The organism is Vibrio sp. JZG120 (genome assembly GCF_053890955.1).
In genome coordinates this window covers 234,366-259,135 of record NZ_JBSRRK010000004.1, presented here as the reverse complement: position 1 = coordinate 259,135, position 24,770 = coordinate 234,366, and the positions used below count along the sequence as shown (strand labels likewise).

22 protein-coding genes are annotated in these 24,770 nt (G+C 42.9%); 11 read left to right on the top strand and 11 right to left on the bottom strand.

Annotation, left to right across the window (positions count from 1 at the left end; genetic code table 11):
- The first annotated feature begins 365 nt into the window (after positions 1-365).
- Complete coding sequence (locus ACWPOD_RS09605) at positions 366-1,862, top strand: EAL domain-containing protein (protein ID WP_456231831.1); 1,497 nt, start codon at positions 366-368, stop codon at positions 1,860-1,862.
- A 173-nt stretch (positions 1,863-2,035) separates the two neighbouring features.
- Here the strand turns inward: ACWPOD_RS09605 and ACWPOD_RS09600 are convergent, their stop codons facing one another.
- Positions 2,036-2,923 carry a DMT family transporter gene (locus ACWPOD_RS09600; protein ID WP_258680963.1) on the bottom strand — a complete coding sequence of 296 codons (888 nt, stop codon included), beginning with the start codon at positions 2,921-2,923 and terminating at the stop codon, positions 2,036-2,038.
- A gap of 110 nt (positions 2,924-3,033) precedes the next feature.
- On the opposite strand from ACWPOD_RS09600, the gene ACWPOD_RS09595 reads away from it, so the two are divergent.
- From ACWPOD_RS09595 to ACWPOD_RS09575, 5 genes are all read left to right on the top strand, one after another.
- Positions 3,034-3,516, top strand: a complete 483-nt coding sequence (locus ACWPOD_RS09595) for a MarR family winged helix-turn-helix transcriptional regulator (RefSeq protein ID WP_005393451.1) — start codon at positions 3,034-3,036, stop codon at positions 3,514-3,516.
- A 24-nt stretch (positions 3,517-3,540) separates the two neighbouring features.
- Positions 3,541-3,894: an MmcQ/YjbR family DNA-binding protein gene (locus ACWPOD_RS09590; protein WP_005393450.1), complete on the top strand. Its 354-nt coding sequence runs from the start codon at positions 3,541-3,543 to the stop codon at positions 3,892-3,894.
- Positions 3,895-3,971: 77 nt separating this feature from the next.
- Positions 3,972-4,406 (top strand): Mpo1 family 2-hydroxy fatty acid dioxygenase, encoded by a 435-nt coding sequence (locus ACWPOD_RS09585; protein WP_012841889.1) that lies wholly within the window; start codon positions 3,972-3,974, stop codon positions 4,404-4,406.
- 208 nt (positions 4,407-4,614) lie between these two features.
- Positions 4,615-4,926 carry a hypothetical protein gene (locus ACWPOD_RS09580; protein WP_046874879.1) on the top strand — a complete coding sequence of 104 codons (312 nt, stop codon included), beginning with the start codon at positions 4,615-4,617 and terminating at the stop codon, positions 4,924-4,926.
- Positions 4,927-5,131: 205 nt separating this feature from the next.
- On the top strand, positions 5,132-5,746 hold the full coding sequence (locus tag ACWPOD_RS09575) for a sugar O-acetyltransferase (protein ID WP_456231830.1): 615 nt from the start codon (positions 5,132-5,134) through the stop codon (positions 5,744-5,746).
- A 44-nt stretch (positions 5,747-5,790) separates the two neighbouring features.
- Here ACWPOD_RS09575 and ACWPOD_RS09570 read toward each other — a convergent pair whose 3' ends face one another.
- The 7 genes from ACWPOD_RS09570 to metA all read right to left on the bottom strand — a co-directional run bounded on the left by ACWPOD_RS09570 (position 5,791) and on the right by metA (position 15,898).
- On the bottom strand, positions 5,791-6,882 hold the full coding sequence (locus tag ACWPOD_RS09570) for an outer membrane protein (protein WP_456231829.1): 1,092 nt from the start codon (positions 6,880-6,882) through the stop codon (positions 5,791-5,793).
- Position 6,883: 1 nt separating this feature from the next.
- On the bottom strand, positions 6,884-7,360 hold the full coding sequence (locus ACWPOD_RS09565) for a hypothetical protein (protein ID WP_005393443.1): 477 nt from the start codon (positions 7,358-7,360) through the stop codon (positions 6,884-6,886).
- A gap of 9 nt (positions 7,361-7,369) precedes the next feature.
- The gene (locus ACWPOD_RS09560; RefSeq protein WP_456231828.1) at positions 7,370-10,537 is read right to left on the bottom strand and encodes a response regulator; all 3,168 of its coding nucleotides are present in this window, start codon (positions 10,535-10,537) and stop codon (positions 7,370-7,372) included.
- A gap of 157 nt (positions 10,538-10,694) precedes the next feature.
- Entirely contained in the window at positions 10,695-12,854 is a 2,160-nt protein-coding gene (locus tag ACWPOD_RS09555; RefSeq protein WP_301608055.1) for a GGDEF domain-containing phosphodiesterase, read from the bottom strand.
- Positions 12,854-13,783, bottom strand: coding sequence for a phosphate/phosphite/phosphonate ABC transporter substrate-binding protein (locus ACWPOD_RS09550; RefSeq protein WP_456231827.1), 930 nt, complete (start codon positions 13,781-13,783; stop codon positions 12,854-12,856). Before ACWPOD_RS09550 ends, ACWPOD_RS09555 begins: the two co-directional genes overlap by 1 nt.
- Before the next feature lie 269 nt (positions 13,784-14,052).
- A complete protein-coding gene (gene pilW, locus ACWPOD_RS09545; RefSeq protein ID WP_053807335.1) occupies positions 14,053-14,778 on the bottom strand; it encodes a type IV pilus biogenesis/stability protein PilW in 726 nt (241 codons plus the stop codon).
- Between the two features lie 178 nt (positions 14,779-14,956).
- Entirely contained in the window at positions 14,957-15,898 is a 942-nt protein-coding gene (metA, locus tag ACWPOD_RS09540; protein WP_006741610.1) for a homoserine O-acetyltransferase MetA, read from the bottom strand.
- 340 nt (positions 15,899-16,238) lie between these two features.
- Here metA and ACWPOD_RS09535 point away from each other — a divergent pair, with 340 nt between their 5' ends.
- Positions 16,239-16,625, top strand: coding sequence for a hypothetical protein (locus ACWPOD_RS09535; RefSeq protein ID WP_182018875.1), 387 nt, complete (start codon positions 16,239-16,241; stop codon positions 16,623-16,625).
- A 173-nt stretch (positions 16,626-16,798) separates the two neighbouring features.
- The gene (locus ACWPOD_RS09530; protein WP_074191316.1) at positions 16,799-17,134 is read left to right on the top strand and encodes a DMT family transporter; all 336 of its coding nucleotides are present in this window, start codon (positions 16,799-16,801) and stop codon (positions 17,132-17,134) included.
- Between the two features lie 74 nt (positions 17,135-17,208).
- Here ACWPOD_RS09530 and ACWPOD_RS09525 read toward each other — a convergent pair whose 3' ends face one another.
- On the bottom strand, positions 17,209-18,636 hold the full coding sequence (locus ACWPOD_RS09525) for an APC family permease (RefSeq protein ID WP_456231826.1): 1,428 nt from the start codon (positions 18,634-18,636) through the stop codon (positions 17,209-17,211).
- A gap of 696 nt (positions 18,637-19,332) precedes the next feature.
- On the opposite strand from ACWPOD_RS09525, the gene ACWPOD_RS09520 reads away from it, so the two are divergent.
- Positions 19,333-20,283 (top strand): LpxL/LpxP family Kdo(2)-lipid IV(A) lauroyl/palmitoleoyl acyltransferase, encoded by a 951-nt coding sequence (locus tag ACWPOD_RS09520; protein WP_182036545.1) that lies wholly within the window; start codon positions 19,333-19,335, stop codon positions 20,281-20,283.
- Between the two features lie 70 nt (positions 20,284-20,353).
- Here ACWPOD_RS09520 and ACWPOD_RS09515 read toward each other — a convergent pair whose 3' ends face one another.
- Entirely contained in the window at positions 20,354-21,826 is a 1,473-nt protein-coding gene (locus ACWPOD_RS09515; RefSeq protein ID WP_456231825.1) for a carboxypeptidase M32, read from the bottom strand.
- Between the two features lie 223 nt (positions 21,827-22,049).
- Here ACWPOD_RS09515 and ACWPOD_RS09510 point away from each other — a divergent pair, with 223 nt between their 5' ends.
- Both ACWPOD_RS09510 and ACWPOD_RS09505 read left to right on the top strand, forming a co-directional pair.
- A complete protein-coding gene (locus ACWPOD_RS09510) occupies positions 22,050-22,685 on the top strand; it encodes a LysE family translocator (protein WP_005393419.1) in 636 nt (211 codons plus the stop codon).
- The gene (locus tag ACWPOD_RS09505) at positions 22,685-23,251 is read left to right on the top strand and encodes a hypothetical protein (RefSeq protein WP_005393418.1); all 567 of its coding nucleotides are present in this window, start codon (positions 22,685-22,687) and stop codon (positions 23,249-23,251) included. The genes ACWPOD_RS09510 and ACWPOD_RS09505 overlap by 1 nt, the downstream gene beginning before the upstream one ends.
- A gap of 120 nt (positions 23,252-23,371) precedes the next feature.
- Here ACWPOD_RS09505 and ACWPOD_RS09500 read toward each other — a convergent pair whose 3' ends face one another.
- Positions 23,372-24,748 carry an alanine/glycine:cation symporter family protein gene (locus ACWPOD_RS09500; RefSeq protein WP_047008706.1) on the bottom strand — a complete coding sequence of 459 codons (1,377 nt, stop codon included), beginning with the start codon at positions 24,746-24,748 and terminating at the stop codon, positions 23,372-23,374.
- Positions 24,749-24,770 lie beyond the last annotated feature (22 nt).

Below are 24,770 nucleotides of genomic sequence, written 5' to 3'. Positions count from 1 at the left end.
AGCCTGTAATGCTGGTAAAAAGCTCTAAGTAGCTTTTCCTATTTTATCATGCAGTGTGTTGCTAGTGCCTTCAAAGGTCAATTAGAAAGTTAGTGACTGTGGCGAGTCATTGGATGGCAAAAAAGTCGTTTTATACATTGGTTATGTTGAGCATAAGCCCCTCTTTTCTCGCGATTATCGTCGGTAAGTCTCACTCAAGAGAGTTGCTATCTTGGATATGCAGCAGTACTCTCATTTTCTGTGGCAAGCCTTGCGCTTCTATACTTCTTATTGAGATTCGATCCTCACTTTTTGGTGTGTGAACGTGAGATAGTGTTCATGTCACTCTTTAATTTAAGTTGTTTGGCTGAACGTTAGGAGGAACTTTGATTACAAAGATAACAAGAAATGCCATTTTGCTTGGCCTAGTTCCCATTGCAGTTTTTGTTGTGGCTTTTAATTCAATAGCCAATTTTTACATCAGCTATATCAAAGAGACTAAAATAGACACCTATGTCGATTATTTACACCAACGATCCATGTATTTGGATGAGGCGATTGTAAAGCAGGTTTCGCAGTTAGATTTCACGTGCAGTAATAGTGATGTTAGAACATTACGCGACCCACGTTTTTATAATCGTTACATCCGTTTTATTGCGATGGAAACGAATGACGGTAAAACATGCTCCACGATTGGTCGCGAAGTATCTCATTTATCCAATGCGCAACGATTTCAGCTTGGCGAAAACTTTTTTGTATCACTTATTTTACCGGAACACCAAGATCAAGTTGAGTGGATGGTCATTTATGAAAATGAACATGTCGAAGTTATCTGGGTTCTCGATAATAGTTGGGTTAAAGAAGTGATCAAAACGCCTTGTGAAGACTGTTTGTTCGTCGAGTTTATATATGATGAGCCTGTATTTGGAGATTTAACAATAAGTCGAGGAAAACCAGCCATTGCAGCAGAAGAAGCGGCAGTTTCAAAGGAGTTATTCTTCTCGGCTGATTCTCAAGCCAATATGCTCATCAAAATACACAGTGGCGAGAAACTGAAGAGCTATGCTCAGGAAAGAGTCTTTCTATGGGGAGGCCTAGTCAGTGTGCTTATGGGGCTGGCTTTTGCGTTTGTATATGTGTCCAGTAAGAGCTTGAGAAAGTCTATCAAAGGCTTGATCCAGAATGGGATTAATAATGCGGAATTTGTCCCTTATTACCAAGCGATTGTCGATAGCCGTGATGGTGCGACAGTGGGGTATGAAGCACTGATTCGGTGGTCTCGTCGTGAGGGTATGGTGTCGCCAAACATGTTCATTGGCGCTGCAGAAGAAAGTGGTCTGATTGTCCCAATGACGAATCAGCTTATTCGTAAAACCATACAAGATCTTAGTGTATTACCTGAGCATGTGTGGGTCAGCATCAATATTGTTTCTTCCCATTTAGAATCAGGTGAACTCACTAAGTTACTGTCAGAACTGAATTGGCCATGTCCGAAGAGAGTGCATTTTGAGTTGACCGAGCGAATTCCTGTAAAAGATACAGAGGCAGCGAAAAAAGAGATTTTGTATCTGGCGAATAAAGGCTACAAGTTCAAAATTGACGATTTTGGGACTGGGTATGGCGGCTTTTCTTATTTGCAAGATCTGGGTATCCGATGCTTAAAAGTGGATAAGATGTTCATCGATCCAATAGGCTCTGATGACCAAAAATTGAAAGTGTTAGATTCTATTGTCTCGGCAGCAAAGAAAGCGGAATGTGAGATGATTGCAGAAGGTGTAGAGAGCGAGGCTCAAGTCGCGTATTTGGCTCAGCATTCTATTTACCTTATTCAAGGGTATGTCTACGCTAAACCAGAGCCTATTAACAACCTTGTGATGACTTAAAACAAGGCATAATGGGGCGTATTCATTATTAAAGGTGTCTTTTGGCACCTTTTTTATTGCTGAACCTTTTTGGGTTCACTGTTCCATAAAAAACCTGTTGAAGTCTTAGAATTCAAACAGAGTTTACAGAGAATATGAACGCCCGATTTTAGCATCGGGCGTTAGGATTTTACTTAGGAAGAAAGGGCGGCTTTTTTAGTTTTTAATGAAGCGATCAATTGAGGGAGCAATGACATAACAATCATCCCTAGCATCAAGCTGTATTGGAGAGGGGTGAAAGTCTCACCTAATAGCAGCAAACCTGACACAATGCCCGCAACGGGGTTGGCAATGCCACCAAAAGTAAAGTCAACGACCGACATACGCTGCAATAGCCAAACATACATGCCGTAGCCTAATGCAGTGTTCAGAATGATCACCCACAGCAGCCCAAGGGTGTTCGTCATTGATAAGTTTTGAATGGCTGTAACGTATGGCTCTGGATTGTTTATTGCCAGCATGCTTGTTGCGACAGACATAATCACACCACCCAAAATGAGCTGCCATGTTAATACTGTCCACCAATGCATTTTCGTTCCTAGTGACTTCGTTACGCTACTGCCTATCACAATACACATGATGGCGGAGATCATCGCCAGCAAACCCATAGGGTTGAGCGAAATAGAGCTAGGATCAAATAAGAACCAAGCCAAAGCAATCAAAGTCGCTCCACTTATTGCCTGTATTGCGCTTGGCTGGCGCTTATAGACTGCCCAGCCAAACAGCATCGCAAAAACGGGCACTGATACCATACCGACACCTGAGATCGCAGAAGGAAGCGTCAACGCCATGACAAAAATGAGACCAAAGAAGCAAGCGATGTTGATAGTTCCTAAAACAAGCAGCACTTTCCATTCACTCTTTTTCGGGAAAGATGGCTTTATTGCGAGCAACAAAAGACCCGCGGGCAATGCTCTTAGCGCACCAAGTAAAACGGGAGGCCAGTCCGGAAGCGTAAACTGAGTAACAGCATAAGTTGTCCCCCAAAAAAAAGCCGGGATCATTGCAAGCAAAATGTTCATGTTAAATATCTTTACGTTGAGATAGTTAATTGTAAAGATATCGGTAAGGTTACTTTTTGTAAAGTATCTTTATGTTAAAATAAAAATTAAATGACGTTTGGAGAGAAACTATGGACGCAATTGATAGAGTGGTAGAGCAGTGGGCTAAGGAGAAGCCAGAGCTCGACACTGAACCGATGGCAATTATGGGTCGGCTAATGCGAATTGCTAAGCACATGGAGTGTCGGGTCGCTGACCTACATAAGAAGTACGATCTTAAGATGGGTGAATTTGATGTGTTGGCGACACTTCGACGAGCAGGTTCACCATATTGCCTTACTCCCTCGGCGCTAATTGATTCGATGATGCTCACTTCGGGCGCGATGACGAACCGATTAGATAAACTCGAGAAGAAAGGCTTTATTACCAGAACACACAGTAAAGAAGATAGACGCAGTGTCACCGTTGAGTTAACTGAAAAGGGCTTAACCTTAATTGACAAGTTGATCTTAGAGCATGTGGACGTTCAGCAATCGCTGCTACATGGTTTAGAAGGTAATGAGAAAGCGCAGGTTAACCAGGCGTTAAGACTACTATTGCCTTTGTTTGAGTAAAAGATACAGGAAGGGTGGGACGGAATGAGAAGCAAAGAGTTAGAAGGTTATTTAAGTACCTTTATGTGTGCAGAGAGTGATTTCCCATTTGGGCCAGAAGCGCTTGTATACAAAATCAAAGGTAAAATGTTTGCGATTATTGCAGAGAGAAACGGTCGGGAGTATGTCAGCGTAAAAGTAAAACCAGAAGATGGAGAAGTCTTAACATCGCAGTTTACGGACATCACTCCTGGTTATCACTTAAATAAGCGTCACTGGATAACGGTTTATTTTAATGGTGATGTGGAAGATGGATTGATTCAGGATTTATGTGAACGCTCTTATACTCTCGTCGTTGCCAAACTACCAAAAGTGCAACGAGCATTGCTTGGTCAGTAATAGTTATTACAGAAAAATTCGCACCTTTTCCATCCTCAAGCTATATAAGAATAAGTAGGCAGAAAAGTAGGAATGATATGCGAGCATTATCTGAATGGCTAAAAGAATATGGGGAGAGCCATCAAAATCCCATCAACCAAAAGATTCATACAATCGCAGTTCCGGGTATTTACCTATCTGTGGTCGGTCTAATTTGGTCAATTCCTCAAATCTCCATCTTGGGTTTCGAGTTTAACTGGGTCTGGATTGCTGTCATACCTGTATGGGTTTTCTATTTTCGTTTGTCTCTCAGCGTCTTTATGATGATGTTAGGGTATACATTAGCGTGCATCGGCCTGATATGGTCTTTGGAGGTATTGGCGCTGCCCGTACTGCATATTTCGATGCTCCTATTCGGTGTACTGTGGATCTTGCAGTTCATTGGTCACAAAATAGAAGGGAAGAAGCCGTCTTTTTTCGAAGATTTGCAGTTTCTTCTTATTGGTCCAATTTGGGTGTTCCGAAAACATTAACTCACTCCGTAATTAACAAGCTGATATCTCCCTGTATTGCGCGATCATGCTAGCGTCCATAAAGTCGTAAAATGCGCAGCATGATGTGCCGCTTTCTCATTGCCATGACAAGCATTCGCTTCTAATTCACACTATCATTAGAGTGCAGCTAAAGCCTGTTACTTTGCCTGAATGTTTGTGGCTAGTGACATTGTCACTTGGGGGATGAATGTACGACCGACAACATAAATATGCCTATTGGCGAGAAGAGCGTAAAAAAGGTAAATGGCATTACATCATGAAGTCTTTTTTTATGATTTGTTGCGCACTATTGCTTGGTAAAGTCATTGGTTTATTCATTTTTGGTGAGCTGCACTCCCTGAGTGATATTTTGGAGCAACTGCCCGCGGATCTTTTTATCATGATGCTAGTGGGCTTCCCGGTTAGTGTTATCGGCTGGTATCACGAGGAGTCGAAGTTTTTCCGAGCGTTACGACGTAAAGAAAAGCGCTTGAAAATGAAACGAGATAAACAAAGCTAACTCTGCATCGAGCTTTGTGTTATTTACTCGTCTGATTCACATATTTCTTTCAAGTTATTCGGTATTTTGCGTTAGGCCTCGCAAGCATGTCATTAAACTTATTGCAAAAAACGACATCATGCACTCTGTTAGCCAATCTTGACAGGAACTCGTATTGCGAGGTGTTCCAGCAGCCTGAAGCTACTGAGATAGAACGGAGGATATTATGGATAGTGAATCAATGCTTCATAGTCAGCAAATATATTTTTGTAATGATGAAGCGTTAGTCGAGCAGCAAACACAGTGTTTAGAAGTTCTTTACGATTACAACCAAACTCGGCCTTCTGAATCTGAAAAGCGTACAGAAATATTACGACGTTTGCTCGGCGCTGTTGGTGACAACTGCTATTTTGAGCCGCCGCTTCGGGCGAATTGGGGGAGGCATACATACGTTGGTGATAACGTGTATACAAACTTTAACTTAACCCTAGTCGATGATACGTATATCTACATTGGCAATAGTGTCATGATTGGGCCCAATGTGACACTAGCAACGGCAGGCCATCCGGTTGAACCGGAGCTCAGAAGAGAAGTTGCGCAATTCAATATCCCTATTCATATTGGTGATAATGTATGGATCGGCGCTAACTCAGTGGTATTGCCTGGCGTCAAGATTGGAGAAAACAGCGTAATTGGTGCTGGTAGCGTGGTAACGAAAGATATACCAAGTAATGTTGTTGCGGTAGGGAACCCGTGTCGTGTATTGCGAGAGATAGGCGAACATGACAAAGAATTCTATTACAAAGAGCGTCAAATCACGCACAACATGTATCAACGATAACAAAGGTAAATGCCCACGGTTTATACGGTGTCAGTATAGAAAAGTTAAAAAACGAAATTTAACATCAGGGTGTAAAGATTGGCGCTGTTATCTTCTGGTATCGATGAAAACGCGCCAGTATCGTTATTGTGGGCGTTAAACTTTTGCCATTCAGCATTCAGTGACACGTTATAATCTAGGTCGTATCTCATCCCAAGCAGATAGCTGTCCCCATTTTTTGTATCATTGTTATTAAACTGTTGGCCGTAAACTACGTAGGGCGTCAATTTATTCACGTTGTAACCCGTTGTTGCGTACCAAGAGGAGGAAATGTTGCTGGTTTGTCCTTCAGCCATTATCACAAGGTTATCAAGCTCATACCTTACTCCTAGAGAAAACTGGTCAATCGTGTTGCCTTTTTCTTTTAGAACCAAGCGGTCAATTAACATGGCTCCCCCTTCAGGTGTGGATTGCTTGGTATTGGAGAGAACCGTAGTTTGGTCATAATCGCCATGTAGATAAGAAAAGTTCAAACGGTAGGCATTTCCGCTGAGTGTTAAGTTTATTCCGGCTGTGTTGTCTGATTCGATCTTCAGTTCAGTATCTTCGTTGAGGGTGACATCACTGCTGTCTTTAAACCCTATAAACGGCATTGCAGTAAGCATGATTTGCTCATTGAGGTCGTGATTCCAGCGAATGGATAAACCATTGTAAGCGGTGATGCCTAATATGCTGTCATACACTTCATTTGGTGGTCGAGCTTGGGTAAAAGCGTGACCGACATAATTATACTCAGACATCAAAAACAGCGGCAGCCTCAATCGTCCCCCACGTATCTCTACATTTTTATAGGTATAAGCTAAATATGCCCACTCTAATTGGGGCGAGCTCCAATGATCTTGCGGACGCTTGACTATCTGTGCGGATGCTCGAAATGCCTTGTAAAAGTAATCAAGCTGCAGGCCGAAGGTTGTGTCACAATCGTAGCAGGCTTCATCATGAATAAAGCGGTTGACGAGAACCGTTGTGGAGTTATCTGACTTAGACCAAGATGTCGAACCAAAACCACTCAAAGACAGGTGATCTGATAACTCAATGGTGGCTAAGCTCGGAAAGGCGATAACACTCAGTGATAACATGGTCAAATATTTTTTCATATTAATCCTCCGAGCTCACCACACACAAAATACGAGCATTTCCAGGCACGCTCGAAGCAGGGGCATAACCAATCCGATTCGGCTTTTCTTGCATCCACGTGATCAGCGCATCAATGCTAGAGTTTGCAATCACTTTGGGTGGTCTCGCTTTGCCTGAAAAAGACAAGCTCGCCCAGTGCGCGTTCATTTGCGCCAAGTTTTTATTGAGAAGGTAGCGATAGAACTCCGCTCTCTCCGCTGATGTCGCTGGCCAGTCAGATAGCTCAATTCTCTGCCCTTGTAAGAGTTGCGTTTTTCCTCTGTACAACTTTCGCGCTTTATTGATGGTTAGGGGCGAGAACTCACTATTAAACGAGAAAACGGCGTAGCTCTCTGCAGCAAGTACTTGACTATCTATGGGTAGAAGGAAAACAACAATGAATAGGTAGCGTTTTATGCAGCGCAAAAGAAAACAGAGGAGAGATATGTCGCCGCTCATCATCGCTACCTATATCGCATTTTCAATCTGGTATAACAGCTTTTCTCTACGAACAGGCTTGGGTACATAAGCGTCCATGCCTGAATCGAAGCAGCGTTGAATGTCATCATCCACAACACTTGCCGTTAGCGCGATGATGGGAGTCTTCGGAAGACCTTTACTTGCTTCGTAGGCGCGTATTTGTCGCGAGGCTTCGAACCCATCCATGATCGGCATCATGCAGTCCATCAAAATGATGTCGAACCCACCATCTTTTTGGAACATTTCGACCGCAACCTGTCCGTTTTCGGCCACTTCAAATTGATAACCAGCTTTGGATAAAAGCAGCGAAGCGACTTTTTGATTTACTCTGTTATCTTCGACGAGCAAAATCCGTTCTGAGCGAATAGGCGTCACGGTCGCTTCTGATTGTTCAGCATGCGAGGTTTTTTCAGGAGTGTGAGTGGTGTTTGTTACCAGTCGCTTTTCATCAGAAACAATATTGGAAATGCGTAGTCCAATGGCTTTATCTAATTTCTCTTTCAACAAACCCGCTTTAAAAGGTTTGGGCACATAATCATCCATTCCAACATCAAAACACTTTTGAATGTCATCATCGACTACACTTGCTGTTAGCGCGATAATTGGGATTCTGACCGTCCGTTTTTCTTTTGCTTCAATTTGACGGATCATTTTGGTTGCTTCAAACCCATCCATCACCGGCATCATGCAATCCATTAGGATTAAGCAGTATTGATTCTGTTGAAACATATCTACGGCTTCTTCTCCGTTTACGGCGATATCAAAGTCGAAGCCCGCTTTTGTGACGTGTAATCCAGCGATTTTTTGATTAACGGTGTTGTCGTCGACCACCAAGATTTTTGGGAGAGTCTTAGCATTGGGTGTTGTCGTGTTCTCCTGGTTTGCTTGAGGGAAGTTTGCAGCACAAGTTTCAAGTGCTTTTACTAAGCGCTGTCCTAAGAGGGGGTGAGTGACCAATGCACTAATGCTGTTACCAAAATCACGTTGGGCACTATGAAGGTGTTTAATAAGACAAACTCGAACATTTTGCATGCAAAGTCTTTTCATTTCACCTAGATGTTTGGCTGCGGTATTTGGAGAAGTTTCTACGTTGATAACAATGATGCGCTCGTTATCAATCCACGTTGGCAGAGCATCCAGTGTATTTACTGATTGCTGAACATTGATGTGGAAAAAGCTCAACTCGTCACGCAGCTTTTGCTCCAAAGTAGGGTTGTTGCAAACTATCCATATATCGTTGTGATTAAGGGAGTGATAGCCATTGAACTCTTGAGTCACAATTGGAGCCGTAAGTTCGAAGAAAAATCGGCTACCTTTGCCTTTCTCGGATTCAAGCTGAATCTCACCGCCCATCAACTCTACCAGCTGCGTGCTAATTGCAAGCCCGAGCCCTGTCCCTCCAAACTGTCGGGTGGTGGAGTTATCTTCTTGGGCGAAAGGAGCAAATATCTTCTTTTGTTGCTGCTCATCAATACCGATCCCTGAGTCTTTGACTGAAAACTCGATACTCGCTTCACCATTTTTGATTTCTCTAGTGATGACAGAGAGTTCAACGCAGCCTTGTTCAGTGAACTTTACGGCATTGGACATGAAGTTCATGATAATTTGGCGTATACGGTGATCATCCAACATAACGTGATAGGGCGTATTGCGGCTGATGCTGACTTGAACATCAATGCCTTTTTCTTTCGCTTTCGGGGAAATAATAGAAGCAATATCGTAGATGGATTCACGAACGCAGGTTGAATGAGGGCTGATAAGCAACATACCAGATTCAATTTTAGAGAAGTCCAGAACGTCATTTATTAAGCTCAACAGTAATTGCGAGGAGGTTTCTATCGTGTCGACATAATCACGTTGTGTCGCCGTTAGCGGCGTGTCTGACAAAACTTCTGAAATGCCAATAACGCCGTTTAACGGGGTTCGAATCTCATGAGACATATTCGCCAGAAAGCTACTTTTGGCTTTGCTTGCCTCGATGGCATCATCTTTCGCCTTTTCAGCATCTTCTTTGGCTTGAGTTAACTTTTGTCTTGACTGCTCACGTTCGTAACTCAGTTTTTTTACCTCTTTAGCAAACTTACTGAGTTCATCTTTCCCTTTGGTCAACTCTGTCAGTGGTGAGTTTTCATTGTTGTCCTCTTCGTAAGTGTCTCGACTTAGGAATTCGAGGACTAAATTCAAGTTGCCAGTGACCTTGCGCACTAACCTCAGGGTTAAACTCACGACCAGCAATGTCACGAGGCTCATTAGCGCAATGAAGCCAATGCGGTGCTGTGTTGTTTCACTGATCGTCTTGGTTATATCCTCAACAAGTTGTCGTTCCATCTGGTCATCAACGTTACGTAATAAACTTAAGCGTTTATAAAGCGCAGACAACCCGTCATCTATTTGAGCGGGGGTCAACACGCTAAGGTTTGTTGGCTGCAACAAATTGGTTCGAAATGCTTGGCTTTTAACAAACACATTATCGGTAAAGGTTTCGATGAGGAGGTTGACTTGCTGCTTATTCGCATTAAGTGTGACAAAACGTTCGAACAGCAGTTGTTGGTTCTGGATTAATGATTGGATACTGGCTTGGATAGCTGGATCGTACATCTGCCCCTGTTCTGTGGATTCCACTAAGTATTTGCTGAGTCTATGTTCTTCTGTTGACCAAAACATTAACCACTCAAGCTGCATCAATGAGGAGAGGTGAGTGTTGGTTTCATAACTTACATGGCTGAAGTAGACTCTATCCAAACTCAAAAGAATCTCTTTGAATGTGTCGGCACGCCACTCAGCAGCATCTAACTTATCTTCTGTATTATTGGACGAGAGCATTGACAGTGTTGCTTCTTCGAAATTCGCGAGCTGATTTAATATATCGGCATTGTCACCAAAAACAGGTGAAGCTGTATCTTGTAAAGTTTGAACGAGTTGGCGGGTTTCTTGAGCGTTATTCGCGACCCTTGGATCGCTCGTCAAATAATACAGTGAGGAAACACGATCTATATATTGGGAGAAGAGTTGTGCTTTTTGAAGTTCTTGAGCTTGGATAGAGAGGTTTTGTACATGTTTACCTGCAAGAAGCAATAACAATAAGATTGGTAGTAGGACCAATCCAAAAAGTTTCTGCTTTACAGACAGGTTGTTCCAAGCAAATATCCCGACCACACGCGTTTCCATATCCAAAGAGTTGATATGAAAAGTGTAGTTTACCTATCTCAAATGTTAGATTTTAAGAGGAAATTCATACTTGTGAGATGGCGAAGTGTGACCAATATTGCAGAACGAATCCCCTTTAATTCAATGAACGCGATAAATTATTCAGTTAAGCGTAGTTGCTGGCGGTTGAATCATCTATTGCTTGACGTTGTTGCTCAAACTCTATGATTTCTTCTGCCGGCACCGGTCTACCCAAGAAAAAGCCTTGAACAACGTCGCAGTGAAGTGATTCCATTCTTGTTAGTTGGGTCTGGGTTTCTATGCCTTCAGCTACCACTCTCATTCTTAGGTTATGAGCCATGGATATAATCGCACGGATTAATGAATCATCTTGTTCATTTTTTTGGATTTGAGCGATAAATGAACGGTCAATTTTAAGCCCATCAAACGACATTTGTTGTAGGTAGGCGAGGGCAGAGTACCCAGTTCCAAAATCATCTAGCCACACTTCTACGCCGTTATCTTTTAGTTTTTTGAGCACGTACTGCGCTTTCTCAATATCATCAATAAACAGAGACTCTGTCACTTCAACATGAATGGTTTGAGGAGGGACTTGATATTGTTGTAAATATTTCGAAAAGAGCTGACTTAAATCTTGGCGGTAGATCTGCCTAGGAGACAAATTTAATGCGATATGAAAATCAGCAGCGAAATGATCCGCCCATTGTGCTCGCTGGCTAATTGCTGTCTCGATGAGGTATTCACCAAGCTCTAAAATTAAGTCACTTTGTTCTGCAATCGGGATAAATAATTCTGGGCTAATATAACCCTTCTCCGGATGATTCCACCTAACCAATGCTTCAACACCAATCAACTGGTAGGTGTTGAGGTCGAACTGGGGTTGATACCAAAGCTCGAACTGAGACAAATCACGTATTGAGCGGCGCAGTTCTTTTTCTATGTATAAGCGCTGCTTCACTGTCTCATCAAACGCGGAATCGTATATCGTCATGATATCTTTGCCGCGTCGTTTAGATTCTTGCGCCGCCAGTGAGGAGAGTTGTAAAAGAGACTCTGCGTTTGAGCCAAATTCCGGATACACCGCTACTCCAAGGCTTGCCGTAATTTGAATATCGTTCTCTTCCAAGTTAAAAGGAGAAAGCAGTTGGCGATGAATATCGTCCGCTTTTTCTCTAGCGTCGAGACTGTCTTTGCATGGAAAGACCAGCACAAATTCGTCAGCGCCGACTCGGCTTACGATGGTTGAAAGACGGTAAAGAGGCTGGAAGTAACTCGGCAAACGACCTTGAAGTTCTGAGGCGAGATGACCTAGCAATTTATCCCCGATGCTATGCCCGTAGTTATCGTTAATATGTTTAAAGTCATCCAGATCAATAAAAACAACCGCGAGTGAGGGTGATTTGCGGTTCGTTATTTGCTTTTGGATATCAATGAGCAACTTTTCTCGGTTAGGCAGGGAGGTAAGAATGTCGTGATACGCCATGAACTCCACCCGGCTTGTGTATCTGTTCACTTTGTTCGACATTTTGTTATACGCCGAAATAAGATCACCCACTTCATCTTTACTTTTTATATCAGTGATTGGCAGTGCTTGAGTATTTGACTCTGTAAATTGTTCTTTAAGTTGTTTGAGTGGTTTTATTAATGAGCGACCCAAAGCATACGCGATGGCACTTCCGAGCAGAACGGATATCGCACTGATCGTGAGCAGCAAGTTAAACATCTTTTGCTTATCGTTTGAGGTAAGCGCTTGTACTTGAGCAATGTTTTGTTCTTTCTCTTCTAATAGATGTGCTAGGTTGAGTTCAAGATACACCGCGCCCAGTGTGATATTCGATTGCTGAATCGGTGCCGCAATTTCTAATTGATGTTTAGAAAAAGAAATGAGAATTCTAGACTCTTCTATTGCTTTCAAAATAAAGCGAGAACGGTAATGACGCTGGGCAAACATACTTAGCTGAGTCGTACCGTCGTGAAAGATTAGTCCTTCATTATCAACAACGTGTATCTTCGAGACATCTGGTTGGCTTAATGTCGCTTTAATTTGCTCGTACGCTTGGCTGATATTATCCGTATAGAGTGGGTCAAAAAGTTGTTTTGATAATAACTCTGCGTAAACCAATCCTTTTTGCTTGACGTAAGACTCTGTTTTTTCTTGTGAGTTCTCGGTGATTTGGCGGGTTAAGTTATTTGAGTACGTATCGTAACCATGCATATATAGTGCGAGGTTTATCACTACGACAAACAGGACAACAAAAATGGTCGAGCAAATGTATTTAGTTTCGAGTGAGAGTTTGTGGAACATCAATCCACCTTCGGTAACAAGTGAATAGATGTTCGAACGGTATTTAAGGACGCGGACATTTCTGGCGTTAGAGCGGTGATCTTTTTCGTGTTTTGGAACTGTTTAAGTGCTAGAGCACCTTGCTGAGATGTCTCCATACCGAGCAATATTGACGTGATTTTATGTTGCTGATCTTGGCTTAAGGTCGGAGAGGCGAGAATTAAGTCTCTAGGTATTTCTACCGAGCGAGCGAAAATCGTTAGTTTGTCTTTCATGCTTTCTGGAAGATCTTTAGGGTTGCTCCAATTGAAATTGCTGAACGCTCCTGCTGCGACTCTCTGCTTATACACCCATACTGAAAGGTTGATTTCATTCGATTGAGCCAAGTGCTCGTCAAGGAATAAATATCCAATACTGTCTTTGGCTGGTTTGTCATCGGAGGAGGGGAGGTATTCTAATTTCTCCCCTTGATTAAGCAGTGTAATAGCGGGTAAGTAATAGCTGCTGGTGGATGTACGCTTTTCAAAAACAAGTGTTTTTCCGCGCAGGTCAGAAATCGACTCGATACCACTCTCTTTGTGGGTAAAGAATACCGTATGATATTTTTGTAAACCTTTTTTCCAGCGTATGGCAATGGCTTGGCTACCAGACTCTGCCTCAAGGGTCATTGCATTGAAGGGGGTGGCTGTTGCAATTTGAACGGTGCCATTTTCAAGTGCCACCGCGAGCTGGCGATAATTTTTAAATACTTTTACAGCACCCTTGGTGTATCCGTATTCAGCCAAACCATTGGTCACGTACTGCGTGAAAGGCGTCGACTTTTTGATTTTGCTTTGAGCTTTATTGGAAACAATGCCAAACGTGAATGTTTTTTCAATATTTTCTTGTGCACTGACGACAAAAGTCGAACTCAGCAAAGTGAGTGATAACAGAGTGCAGGCAGGTTTCATCCGGCTTCAACTTCCTTCTGGTGCATGTCAGTAATATTTAGCATTTATCAATGCGCCCCAAATCAATAGTAGAAACAGTATGATGTACAAATTTCGTTTTACTAGCGCACTTTTATAACGTGACTTGGTCACTTATTCCGTTCAAATAGTACCGAATTTGAAGTTTATGTACAGGATGAATGTTTCACCGTGGGTTTTAATTCACTGGATTCTTAGTCAAGTTCAGTAGTGTCTGTGAGCGAGTACACCTTCTTTATCATGATGTCGTGTTAAGAAAACCTCTCCAATTGCTTTTGATATTTTTTCTCGAGTGCTTCATTACCTGCTGCACGTTCAAGTTGAATCATGAGCTGTAAAGAGGGTTTCTTAACGCCATACATTTGATTAAATCTCATTAATCGAATTCTGGCTTCAGTGTAATTGCCGCTATCAATTTCTAGCTTGGCTAGCTGCAAAATAGATTTTGGCCTATGAGGGTCATGATCAATAGCTCGGGCGAAGTAGTATTTCGCTTTGTCTTTATCTTGTGACTTCAACGCGCAAAATGCGGCGTTTTCATAACTGGCCGGAATGAGATAGTAATAAGGTTGCTCAATGGCTCGATTAAACATTTGATCGGCTTTCTCGAAGTCACCCCGCTTGCAAAGAAAGGTGCCGTAGTTATTGAGCACGTTACCGTTTTTGGTGTGTTGGCGTAGAGAACGTTTATACATTTGCTCGGCTTTAGCATCTTCACCAACCGTTTCATAGTAGTGAGCCATCGATAACTGAGCACGATAGTATTGAGGTGCGTGGGTTAAGGCTTGTTGCAAGTTATCATGCGCGCGAATCATATTGCCGCCTTCTAAATAACCTAGGCCAAGTGCGATACGTGATTCTGCCATTGCTACAGGATCGGCTTTAACGACAGGACTACCATCTTCTTTCACCGTCACGCAGCCCACAAGTGCAAACTGAGAGATTAATAGTAGTGCACCGAGCTTTGTTGTTTTCATTCTTTGTCCCTACATCCCTGAATCTCCCAGCATGATATGAATTACGTAGCAAAAGCCTATGGAGGAAAAAACACTATGCGATCAGGTTTGCAAACTGGTATGAAAAAGCCGCCATATGGCGGCTTGGTTCACATATTACATTTAGGCATCATAAGCGCTTTGTTTGCGTGTTTTGAGGTTAATCGTCTTTAGTAAAAGCGTCTTCACTGAAGTGATCAAGATCATAAGGTGTTTGCTGGTAAACGCAGTAGTTCAGCCAGTTTAAAAAGAGGAGATGTCCATGACTTCTCCAACTGGCAATTGGTGGATTATCAGGATTGTTGTTTGGATAGTAGTTGACGGGAATGGCTGGTTCCATGCCTTCGCTTAAATCGCGGATATATTCGTTATGTAAGGTATGCGAATCGTATTCAGGATGCCCAGTAACAAACACATTTCTCTTGTCTTTTGTTGTAGCTAAATAAACACCTGCAACATCCGATGTGGCTAGGATGTCTAAGTCGGTATGTTCTTCTAAAAAGTGAGGTGAAAAGTCGGCATAGCGTGAATGAGGCGCTAAAAATGTGTCATCAAACCCACGTAACATAGGATGGAATTGATGATGAATCTGGTGATGGTACACGCCTGAAAGTTTCTCTTTACGCGTTTTTTTAGGTAGATCGTAGAGCAACTTCAGCCCTGCTTGTGCTGCCCAGCAGACATAAAGAGTCGATGTCACATGATCTTTTGCCCATTCCATGATGGTTTTTAGGTGGTCCCAATAAATGACATCTTCAAATTGAACCAAACCTAGTGGGGCACCAGTAATGATCATGCCATCGAAATTTTTATCTCTCACCATTTCAAATTGACGATAAAAAGTATCCAAATGTTCGGTTGGCGTATTTTTGCTTGGGCGGTTATCAATGCGCAATAACTCGACATTGACTTGTAATGGGCTGTTTGAGAGTAGACGCAAAAACTGAGTTTCAGTTTCTATTTTTTTGGGCATCAGATTCAGGATCAGCACTCGTAAAGGACGTATTTCCTGACTCGCAGCACGCGTTTCACTCATTACGAAGATGTTCTCTGTCCTTAGCACATCGGTGGCTGGTAATTGATCTGGAATTCTAATTGGCACGACTTTCTCTCCCTAAGCATAGTCAATCTAGACGTCTATACTTCTAAAGCTAACTTAATTAAGTTTAGATGTCGATACGAAATATGACTTTTCAATCTACTCTTTACATTATGGTAAACCGAGCTCGAAGCTGTCACACAATTGTGACTAGAGCGGAGTTTCTGATGAGATATGTTTGCAACGCTGTTCGTACTATTTGCTGGTAATTATGTGATCACGTTAATATGCGAAAGTGACTTCGTTGTAAGGAAGTCTCAGATTAATGAGCCATACTAAAAACAATCAGCTCACCAATATGCATTAAAGTGTGTATTTGGAAACATCGTCAGTGGAGGACATTATGTTCGGTATTTTTAAAAGAAAGACAAAAATTCAGAGCATCGCTCAAGAGGTTCCTAGCGTACTATTGCGCTTGTTTGGCGATAAAGACACTTATACGCCGAAAGAAATTGATCAAGCCCTTCAAGAGTTTGGTTATGATAAGAGCAAGGATCTAAGTCATTATCAGTATGCCTATGGAATGTTTGCCAATGAAGCTTCTTACGAGCAGCTAGGGCTGACGGATGAGTTAGGTAATTATGGTCACTTTCAACGAGAAGTGGGCAAGATGCTGCTCAATACACCAGAGCCAATTGATATGCACATCTACTTTGAAATTGCTCGGCAGCACCAAAAAGCAGGCCTGTCGCTTACTCATCAAGAAGTGAGTGAAAGCGATGGCGTGTGAATGTCTCTATATTCAAGTGATCACGCTGTGAATCCAGCATTTTGAAGCCGCTTGAGTAAGAGGTATTCCATCGAGAGATGAGTTGGGTATAATGCGCGGCCTAATTATCCGGACGTGTTGTCGGTTACATTTCTGTTGAGCGTTAATGCCTTATGTTCAAAATGCTTGTCTCTATGCCGCCAATGTTGGCGCTGTCGATCGCGATTGTATGTGAAGTGATTGCCACTTCCTATATTCCCAAAACAGAGCAATTTACGAAAATGATGCCTAGCACAGTCGTTCTGATTGGTTACGGCATTGCTTTCTTCTTGCTTTCCGTCACGGTAAAAACGATGCCTGTTGGGGTTGTTTACGCCATATGGAGTGGAGCGGGTATTGTTTTAGTTGCTACGGTTGGCTACTTTGTTTATGGACAGCGGCTAGATTTGCCTGCGATTGTTGGTATTGGGTTTATCCTCACTGGTGTGATGATCGTGAATCTGTTATCCAAGACTGTAGGACACGGATAACCAACACTACTTGTGATGCCAAATAAAAAGCCGTAGCGAGAAATTGCTGCGGCTTTTTAATGTCAATCCAATAGTTAACTTACTAGTACCTCAAGCATTTTGCTTTGTTGACGATGTTTTCGATTGCGATACATCACGGCGGCGAACGCTGGGAGGCTAAATGTGATAAATCCTAATATCAGTGCATATGCACCAGTTTTTGCGCTAATTCCTGCTGGTACGTCAAAAGATACAACAATCGTCACCAAGCAACTCATCAAGCCTAATCCTGCCACTAAACACATTCCTATTTTTCCGCCCGCAATTCGAAATGGGCGCTCAATATCTGCGTGTTTGTAGCGTGAGACCAAAAAGCTAACAAAAATACAGATGTACATCACCATATAGAGCTGAGTCATCAGGATATTCAATAGCCACATGCCTTGATTGACGTTTGGAACAAAAATGAAAACCAAAGAGAGCACGCTAACAATCGCGCCTTGCAAGAGCAACAATGAGACGGGGGCTTGGTTGCGGTTTTCTTTGGCGAGCGACATCGGCATGAAACTATCTTTTGCGGCAACATGCAGACTTTTAGTTGGGGCGATTATCCAGTTATTCAGGCTTGCAAGCGTGCCAAAAACAATAGCAAGGGCAATGACAGGCAGCAGGAATGAGAGGTGCAGATCATCAAAAAAAGTTTTGAAGGCAAGTATCACTCCTTCACTCAAACTAGAATGGTCACTTGAGACGACCGAAGAAATAGACAGTGAGCACGCCGTCAGAGAAACCAAGATTAAGGTTGTGGAGATCAGCAGAGCTTTGGGATAGGCTTTTTGCGGATTTTCGACTTCGCTTGCATAAGAGGTCGTGATTTCAAGGCCTGTAAGTGACAGAACTACCGCAGTAAAACCAGCTCCGATCCCATCTTGAGAAAGGTCCGGCAACCAGTCAGATACGTGGCGAAGCGAGATATGAGACTCACCAGGATGGGTATACGCCCAGTACCCGCCTAATCCGATAATCAATAGAATCGGAAATATCAAACCTAGAGTGCCGAATACATTTGTAATCAGGGAAGAGAGGCGCAAGCCAAAGATATTAACTAAAGTTAACGCCCAAAAAATCACATTAATCATCAACAACATAAACATGTTGTTTTGCGCCAGATCTGGGAAAAAAGGGTAGGCCCCCGTTGCAACAATGAATGAAATTAAAGGTGGATAGTAAACAATATTTTCAGCGTATTGATACCACACGGTGGCAAAGCCAAAGTTTGGCCCTAGTGTTTCTTTGCCCCAAAGATATACACCACCTTGCTCTGGATAAGTGGTACTTAGCTCAGCACACACTAGCGCTGTAGGGACAAAAAAACAAAGTCCAGCAAGTAAGAAGAAAGAAATGGCATGGCTACCAAACAAAGCCGCCCCAGGAATGTTCCTTATGCTGTCGACCGAAGTTACGGTAATCATGATGATAGAGAAAACACTCAATTTAACGGCGGATTTAACGATATTGCTCATTCGATACCTTTAATGGATGAGCGCACAGCTTCTAGGTTGTAAAAGTAGCGTGCTACAAGTAAGACTCGCGTATTGTAGATTCCTCATAAATAGTGGGTATATAGCGAAAAACGGTATGTATTTATCCGAAAATGAGCTGAAAACAATGAGCTTTATTTCCATGGGATATAAACGAGTGATATGTCGGATAAATAAACACTTATAGCGATAAATTAGAACCTTTAGGTAAAGGTTTGACTTTCCCCTAAGGTCAAGGAGTACATTAACGCCATATCGAAATGAAACGATGGAGAAACACAATGGGATGCTGTAACCAAGCGCCAAAAGGTGGCACCGGAAAGTTGTCTTACTTGTTCAGGGTAATGGTTATCATGTTTATTGTTATTTTCATGATAGCTGCATTATGGGGTTAAAAAAACACCATTATCTAGCGCATTGAAAACACAAAGTTATGTTTGTCCAAACTTTATGAAAGTGCGGTAGATTAATCACTCCAATCGATGTTAACGTGGTGATTCATCTTTGCTGCTTTTTCATCCCCCTACATATTTCTGCAAAGTTCTTATTGTGTAGTGTGTCGAAGAACCATAGAATCCGCGCGCTTTAATTTATGTTATTAGCGCTATCAATGATAAAAGTGCAGTCCATTATCATTGTTTTTATCACTTATAGATGGGCACATCTGACAATACTCACATGAATAAATACCAAAAGCCTGAATTCAAGGCTGAATTTCTTTTGCCTCGTTACTGGGGAACCTTAATTATCATCAGCGTGATGTACTTACTCAGTCTCCTTCCTTTCAAAGTTCAGTTAGCATTAGGACGTGGCATTGGCCGTTTAGCCATGCGAATCATGAAAAAACGTCAAATTACGATTAGACGCAATCTTGAGCTTTGCTTTCCTCAGATGGAAGAATGCCAACGCGAAGCAATTTTAAAAGACAATATCGACAATACAGGTATTGCGCTATTTGAGACCGCGATGGCATGGTTTTGGCCTGATAAACGGGTAAACAAACACGTTACGATAAAAGGAATGGAGCACCTCGAGGCTTTAGAAAAATCAGGCAAGGGGGCATTAATGTTGGCCGTACACTCGATGAACTTAGAGTTAGGTGCTCGTGCTTTTGGCATTAAAAAGTCTGGCACTGGTGTTTATCGCCCAAACAACAATCCGTGTTTTGATTACTTTCAATACAAGGGGCGTTCTCGCTCTAATCGTACGCTTATTGACCGCAAGAACGTTAAAGCCATGCTTGAAGCGCTTAGAACGGGTGAGCGGGTCTGGTATGCACCGGATCATGATTATGGAAACCGACGCTCAACGTTTGCGCCATTATTTGCCGTTAAAAATGCTTGCACGACGACAGGTACAAGTCTGCTGGTTGATTCGACAGATTGTGCCATCGTGCCTTTTACGATGGTAAGAGGAAAAGACGGACACTATACCTTGACGATTAGTGCGCCAGTCGACGGTTTCCCGAAAGAAGATCCTCAAGGTGCGGCAGTTTTCGTGAATAAGATAGTTGAAACGTCAATCATGGCAAGTCCGAGTCAATATATGTGGCTTCACCGTCGGTTTAAAACCAGACCTGAAGGCGAGGATTGTTTGTACAAGCCAAGGCTTATCCCTAGCTTGGCATAGTATAGAAAGAGCCTAAAAAAGCCCAAGGAACATACGAACCTTGGGCTTTTACGTTATATTCTTTTTCTATTTACAGGTAGCGGCCTTTTAGGTGCGCTTGGAAGTGCTTAGCATTTAGTGTTTCACCCGTTGCGTCTCTTACGAGATCATCTGTTGTTAATAAGCTGCCTTTACTCCAGATGTTCTTCGACAGCCAATCGAATATCGGCGTCAGATCGCCAGAGCGAATAACCGCGTCCACATCTACTGTTTGCTTCATTGCGGCCATGAACTGGGCTGCGTACATCGCACCGAGAGTGTAAGACGGGAAATATCCAAAACTTCCATCTGTCCAATGAATGTCCTGCATACAGCCGTTTTTGAAATTTCCTTCCGTTGAGAGTCCCAAATACGCTTTCATTTTTTCGTTCCAGAGCTCTGGTACGTCTGTATGCTTGATGGCACCGTTAATAAGATCACGTTCAATTTCATATCGAAGAATAACGTGGGCAGGGTATGTTAATTCGTCGGCATCTACGCGAATAAAGCCTTTCTCTACGCGAGTGTAGATTTTGGCTAGATTGTCTTTTTCAAATTCATCCCCAGAAAAATGCTTGGAAGCTATGTGAGCAAGGTGGTCGATAAATGCGTTGTTTCGTCCTATTTGCATTTCAAAGAAGAGCGACTGTGACTCATGAATTCCCATAGAGCGGGCTTGACCAGCTGGGGTTCCTGCTAAATCTTTTGGTAGCCCTTGCTCGTATCTGGCATGGCCAGTTTCGTGGACGATCCCCATCAATGATTGGACAAACTCGCTTTCATCATAACGTGTTGTAATACGCACATCTGTTGGCACACCGCCACAAAATGGGTGGACACTTTCATCAAGCCGACCGTATTCAAAATCGAATTGAAGTAGCTTCATGACTTCCAGTCCCAGCGCTTTTTGTTTTTCCGCAGGGTAGTGCGCAGTTGGCAATAAGATGTTGTCTGATTGCTGTTTTTCAAGCGCTTCGTCTATCAAGGAAGGTAGCCACGTTTTTACGTCAGCAAAAAGCGTGTCTAACGATGCAGACGTTGTGCCTGGTTCATAAATATCAAGCATGGCATCGTAAGGCGTTGTGCCGTTTGCTTCGGCTCTAATTTGCGCTTCTTCTTGCGATAGCTTGACGACTTCTGCCCAGTTCTTTTCAAAGCTAGACCAGTCATTTTCTCCGCGTTGCGTACGCCATGCATGTTCACATTTGGAGCCAGCAAGAGATTGAGCTTGAACTAATGATTCTGGTAGCAAGTTAGCTTGTTGCCATTCACGTTTCATTTCTCGTAGGATGGACTTTTCACTTGCAGATAGCGTCTCTTCTTCTGCCTGAGCGAAAAGTTCGCCCAAGTGTGGCTGAGTCATCAATGAGTGGATGTGTACATCAAGCTCTGCCATAGCATTGGAGCGCGCTTCAGCGCCACCAGATGGCATGACCGCTGCTTGGTCCCAACCTATGATGGCAGAGAGGTGCTCAAAATTTGCCACTTTTTTGGAATGTTCAATGAGTTTTGTAAATGCTTTCATGTGACTACTCTTATTCTTTTGTTCTTTCCCTAAACACCCGATAACGGGTCCTTTACGTCGAGTTGCACGAAACAACCTGCGTTAATTTACTAATAATTAACAATTAATCGTCACTCATTGTCCATAAATTCACTCAGTTGTATAGCTCTCTTAAAAAAGAAGCTTGCGAATCTCGTGGATTGACGGTATTGATGACGGATTAACAATTAATTATCACGATAATATGGATATCTTGAATTTTGAGGCATTTATTATTGCCATCACTATTTTAACGCTAACGCCGGGTTTAGATACGGCCCTTGTTATCCGTAATACCAGTCGCGCGGGTTTAAAAGACGGATGTACAACCAGTTTAGGGATTTGCTTTGGCTTATTTGTGCATGCTTTCTTTTCAGCGGTTGGTATTTCGGCCATTCTGGCGCAATCTGCAGAGTTGTTCCAAATCGTAAAAATGATTGGTGCAGCTTATCTTATTTGGCTTGGTCTGAGCAGTTTAAAAGCCCTGATGTCGTCGAAGAATGGTTTGTCAGTGACTGAGCAGGTTCATGAAGTGTTTAATGGCAAACGCTCTTTTAGAGAGGGCTTTCTTTCTAACGTCTTGAACCCAAAAACGGCAGTTTTTTACTTGGCGTTCTTGCCACAGTTTGTGAATCCAGAAGGTTCTCCTTTGCTTCAATCAATGATGATGGCATCCGTGCACTTTATTATTGCGATGGTTTGGCAGTGTGGTTTGGCTGGCGCACTTAACTCAGCTAAGAGCCTGTTAAAGAATGCAAGCTTTATGAAGTGGATGGAAGGGGCGACGGGCGCTGTCTTAGTCGCACTTGGCGTAAAGTTATTGATTGAAAAGCCCGTGTAATGCGCAATATTTACCACCTTTTGATATTGCTCGTTGTGTTTATTACTGGCGTGGTAGGTGCCATTGTTTGGCAGACATGGCCACAGGTACAGTTTGCGCAACGTGGCATGACCTGGTCTTGGCACTGGGGCTATTTCGAGCCATTTTCCAATGGAATACAACAGACGCGAACTCAAGATACGAAACAGCTATTACTTCGACGTGTGTATATGAATGATGGTATTGTCGTTTTTGTCTCGACAACAATGGACAATAAATTTGAAGTCGATGTTGTAAAAGAGCAAAGCTGCGAACCTAAAACGACAACTTGGGCTTCAGTATCCGTCAACCATCAACGCATGAGACATGTGCCGATGGTTTGTGATGCACTGGGGCAGAGCTACTTTTATCGCTACATCGGGAAGCATCTTGAATCGATTGAAGTTGGGGTTGGAGATTCGTTCGTAACAGAGGCGTTTTCAGACTGGCCTCTATCAGAACTGAAGTCGGATCAATTCAAGCAAAAAAATGCGAAGTTTTTTCAAGAACGTGGAGAAAAGGTTGAGCATCAATGGTTGAGAGATTAACCGCTTAGCTTAAGATAAAATAAAGCCCGCTGAATACCAGCGGGCTTTATGTTTTTTACCATTTCCAATTTACTTTACTTTCAGCGATTGACGGTTCATTACTGAACACTTGTCATGTCACTAAGCTTTTACTGCTTCAATTTCATCAGATTGCGATGCTGAGCTAAAGAACAGCTTGGTTTCTGCCAGTACGACGTGACGCAGTGCGATCAAACCGATTAGGTTAGGAATCGCCATCAGACCATTTACGATATCGGCGAGTAGCCAAATCATGTCTAGATGGAGGAACGCGCCTGATGCCACCAAAGCAACGAAAATCAGCTTATAAGGAAGCACCGCTTTTGTACCAAAGAGGAACACAACGCAACGCTCACCGTAGTAGTTCCATCCAAGAATGGTTGTGAATGCAAAAAACATCAAACCAATTGACACCAGCATTGGGCCAAATGTATCCGCATTCAAACCTACCGCAAAGGCATGAGTCGTCATTGCTGCACCAGAAAAGTCGCTTTGCCATGCGCCAGTAAGGATCAAGGCTAGGCCCGTCATGGTACAAATAATGATGGTATCAAAGAAGGTACCTGTCATTGAAATCAGGCCTTGTTTCACACAAGAGTCTGTTTTCGCTGCCGCTGCTGCCATAGGCGCGCTACCCAAACCAGATTCGTTTGAGAATACGCCACGAGCGATACCTGATTGGATTGCCAGCATGATACTTGCACCTAAGAAACCGCCGGTCGCTGCTGTTGATGTAAATGCTGAGACCAACACTAATTCAACGGCGTTGACCAATTGGTCTGCATTCATGATGATCACGCTTAAACACGCCAACACGTAAAATACAGCCATGGTAGGAACCACTTTTCCTGCAACGTTAGCAATGGATTTGATGCCACCCAAAGTTACGAAAGCAACCAAAAGAGTCAGTACAAAGGCAGAGAGCTCACGGTCAACACCGAGAGATATCTCACTTGCATCCAGAATCGCGTTTACTTGTGGAAACGTACCAATACCAAAACAAGCAACACCCAAAGCAAACACTGCAAACATGATCGCGAGGGCTTTTGAGCCAACACCGTATTGCAGATAGTACATCGGGCCACCAATCATTTGGCCTTTATCATCGACTCTTCGGTACTTAACCGCTAACAAACATTCGGCGTATTTAGTCGCCATTCCGAAAAGGGCGGCGAGCCACATCCAGAATAGGGCACCTGGTCCACCAAGTTTGATCGCGGTGGCAACACCAACAATGTTACCAGTACCAATCGTTGCTGAGAGCGCAGTACAAAGTGCTGCAAAGCTAGAAACGTCACCTTGTTTATCAGATGACTTATCTTTACTGAATACCATCGCTAGCGCTGTTGGGAGATGTTTAAACTGGATCAAGCCGAGGCTAAAAGTGAAGTAAACACCGGTACCCACTAGCAAAATAAGCAGTGGTGGACCCCAGACAAAATTATCGATGGTTTGTAGTAAAGATTGTAGGTCGTTCATGATTTCCCCTTAATAAAACAAC